Source organism: Lichenifustis flavocetrariae (assembly GCF_026130545.1).
Lineage (GTDB): Bacteria > Pseudomonadota > Alphaproteobacteria > Rhizobiales > Beijerinckiaceae > Lichenihabitans > Lichenihabitans flavocetrariae.
In genome coordinates, this window is the sequence record NZ_JAMOIM010000122.1 from 1 (window position 1) to 3,254 (window position 3,254).

The 3,254-nt window shown below is 65.7% G+C and carries 4 protein-coding genes and 2 pseudogenes; all 6 read right to left on the bottom strand.

Annotated elements, in window-relative coordinates; genetic code table 11:
- Window positions 1-311: IS91 family transposase (locus M8523_RS36050; protein WP_282589603.1), on the bottom strand; the 311-nt coding region annotated here is incomplete at its 3' end.
- 4 nt (window positions 312-315) lie between these two features.
- Window positions 316-441: pseudogene (locus M8523_RS36055) on the bottom strand (tyrosine-type recombinase/integrase); the annotation flags it as partial.
- A gap of 31 nt (window positions 442-472) precedes the next feature.
- Window positions 473-2,512, bottom strand: a complete 2,040-nt coding sequence (locus M8523_RS36060) for a recombinase family protein (RefSeq protein ID WP_282589604.1) — start codon at window positions 2,510-2,512, stop codon at window positions 473-475.
- Window positions 2,505-2,678 (bottom strand): hypothetical protein, encoded by a 174-nt coding sequence (locus M8523_RS36065; protein ID WP_282589605.1) that lies wholly within the window; start codon window positions 2,676-2,678, stop codon window positions 2,505-2,507. The genes M8523_RS36060 and M8523_RS36065 overlap by 8 nt, the downstream gene beginning before the upstream one ends.
- Before the next feature lie 55 nt (window positions 2,679-2,733).
- Window positions 2,734-2,955, bottom strand: a pseudogene (locus M8523_RS37105) (DUF5372 family protein); the annotation flags it as partial.
- Window positions 2,951-3,254: tyrosine-type recombinase/integrase (locus M8523_RS36070; RefSeq protein WP_282589606.1), on the bottom strand; the 304-nt coding region annotated here is incomplete at its 5' end. The pseudogene M8523_RS37105 and the gene M8523_RS36070, both read right to left, overlap by 5 nt.

Here is a 3,254-nt window from a genome sequence, read left to right on the forward strand (position 1 = left end):
GCCGGCACCGTGAACACGACGTGGAAATAGCCCACCGGCAGCAGGTCCGCCTCGCGCGCCGCCAGCCACTCGCGCGCGGCCGCGCCCTGACACTTGGGGCAGTGCCGGTTGCGGCAGGAGTTGTAGGCGACGCGGGTCTGGCCGCATCCCTCGCAGGCTTCGATGTGGCCGCCGAGCGCCGCTGTGCGGCAGGTCTCGATGGCCGACATCACCTTGAGCTGGCCGAGGCTGACGTGGCCGGCATGGGCGGCGCGCCAAGCCCCACCGTGCCGGCGGAAGATGTCGGCGATCTCCAACGCGGGACGCGACACCGGATCAGGCTCCGGTGTCAGTGCCCTCCATCAGCAGCTTGAGGCGGTCGAGCGGGCTGGTGACCGCCCGGATCGTGCGAGTGGCCACGCGGGCGTAGAGCGCGGTCGTGTTAAGCTTGGAATGGCCGAGCGGGCACGCGCCATAATGCGTATCTTCTATGTCATTGAAAACCAAAGCTCTGCTGGGCACCGTCCGATGTTAGCGGGCGGCGCCCTGTATTCTGCTGCCGATACTCGGCCATGTCGTTTTCCTTGATCACCCAAGGTGCGCCCTTGCAAAGCTGGTGCCCCCTGATGATGCCGTGACGGAGCATACGCGACGCCGTCATGACGCTCACATCGATCATGTCCGCCGCGGCCTGGAGCGTGATCTCGCCTCGCTCGGCCCATTCGCTCTCGCGATAAACCGGGATGCGATGATGATGGCGGAACGAACAGACCCGAGCCTTGGTCCAGCCGTTGCCGCGGCCGGTCGGCTTGCTGGCGCGATTGAGCAGCCGCGCGATGTGCTGGTCAGGCATCAGCCGCGCCACCTCGCGGACCAGCGACAAGGTGTCGTCCGGCACCGTCCAGCGATGCTTGCCGGCCCCGTTCATCTTCAGCTTCAGGGCGGTGTGGTCCCCACCGTGCCAGTGAAGGATCAGTTCGACGACGTCGGCTTCGAGCCGCACGACGATCTCGTGCAGGGCCGCGCGCATGATCCGCTTGCGTGTCGACGTCGTTGCCGCCGGGTGAGACCAGGCGCGTTCGAGATCAGCGCCGAGTTGCAACAGGTGCTGCCGCTCCCGCTCGCCCAGGACAATGGGCTTTACCGCATCGATGGCAGCGATCTCGCCTTCGATGCGACGCATGACCTGCAGCGCGCCGTTCCAGCGGCGTTCCAGTTCGCCGGCGACCAGACGATTGGCGGGATCCACAGCATCATACTGTCGACGGGCGTGTGCCTCTGCAAAGCGTGCCTGCTGCAGCGCCAATTCCAGCTGCCGGCGAGCCGCTGACGTCTCGCTCGTCTTGGCCTCGAGCGCCTTGACGGCAGCCTCGACGCCGAGTGGCTTCAAGATCCGGAGGACTTCCGCACCAACGGCCTGATCGGCACGGAAGCTGCCGAACGAGATGCATCGCGCGGTGCCGTGGTTCACATTGGCGCCCTGGCAGTAGTAGCGACCTGCCTTGCCGCCGTAGCCCACATACATTTTGCGGCCACACTGGCCACAGCGCAGCAGCCCCACGAGGAGAAGGTCGCCGCTCCGCACGGCCCCTCTGGCCAGAGCGCCTTTGCCGGTCGCATTGTCGGCAATCACCTGCTGGTTCTTCTCGAACTCGCTCCAGCCGATATAGCCTTCGTGCTGATCCTTGAGCAGCACGTCCCATGCGGCCAAGGGGCGCCGGAGGCCGCGCCTGATGCGCTTGCGGCCATTCTCAACGACGACCTTGCTCGCCGTACGCCCAAACGCATAGGCGCCGGCGTAGACAGGGTTGGTCAGGATGTTGTGCACGGTGTTGTAAAGCGGCAGTCTCCAGATCACGCCTTGCCCATCCGAGGCGCTATGGCTTGCGACCGGCAAGGCGATGCCTTGGTCGCGCAGCCACAGATGCACCTGTCGGACGCTTTGCAGCTCAGAGAACCTGTCGAAGACGAGCCGGATGGCGTCCTGCACTCGTGCATTCGGATCCTTCTCGATCCGGTCGCGCCCGACCCGCACATAGCCCGCCGCGACACCGAGGAAGAGCGCACCGCGGCGTGCCTTCTGCTTCAGCGCCTCCTGGGAGCGCTGGCGGAAAAGCGACAGCTCGAGTTCGCTCATCGTTCCCTTCATGCCGAGCAGCAGGCGATCGTTGGGATGCCGCGGATCATAGATCCCATCCTCGTCCACGATAACGGTTCCGACCAGCCCGCAGAACTCGATCAGCGTGTGCCAGTCGCGGCCGTTGCGGGCGAGCCGCGACGCCTCGATCGCCAGCACGGCGCCGACGCGGCCCTCGCAGATCGCCGCCAGCAGGCGCTCGAAGCCGGGCCGATTGACGCCGCCTCCAGAGCGGCCGAGATCATCGTCGATGACCTCGACCGCGGTCCAGCCGAGCTGCCGGGCCCGCTCGGCCAGCCCATATTGCCGCCGCGAGCTCTCCTGATTATGCACGAGCTGATCGGCCGTCGACTGGCGGACATAGACGAAGGCGCTGCGGCTCAGATGCTCAGCCATGATCTTGGTCATCGACGCCCCCCAGGTTTGCGAGTGCTGTCGCGATCTCGACCAGCAGGACTTCGACCAGCGCTGCCAGCTGCTCCTTCTGTGGCAGCTGAACCGGCGAGGCGCGCTGCTCGTCGTCCTCGAACAGGTTCTTCTGAATGCTTTCGTTGGTCCCCATTGCTGGCGTCCTCCACCCCTGAGTCGGATTGGAGAAAGCCTAGAAGTGCATCGACCTCGGTGCGCAGGGATCGCAGGCGATCGAGGCTCAGTCGCGGTTCGCGACAGAGCTGATGATGGGCGGCCGCCTCATGCGTCATCCACGCCGGTATGGCGGCGACAGATCCGTCAGGTTGTGGAATGAAGACCACCTCGGCGCCACAATGATCGTATCGCCTGACAACGAGGACCGTCTCACCGCACTGAGGATGAAACGGATAGAAAATCCGAGCCTCAATGGGGTGTTGGTGGGCAGTATGTCTCTGCTTCGAGCAGCACCTGGATGACCCGGATGTCGACGCCGTCCTCCAGCAGGTGGGTGGCGAAGCTGTGGCGCAGCGTGTGGGGCGAGACGCGCTTCTTGATGCCGGCCGCTTCCGCGGCCTCGTGGACGGCGCGGCTCAGCTGACGCGTCGACAACGGCTCCAAACTGTTCATCCCGGGGAACAGCCAGCCATGGGGCAGCATCACGCCGCGGCGCCGGCCCTCGCGCCACCACTGCCGGAGCAACTCCAGCAGCTGCGGCGACAGCATCGCG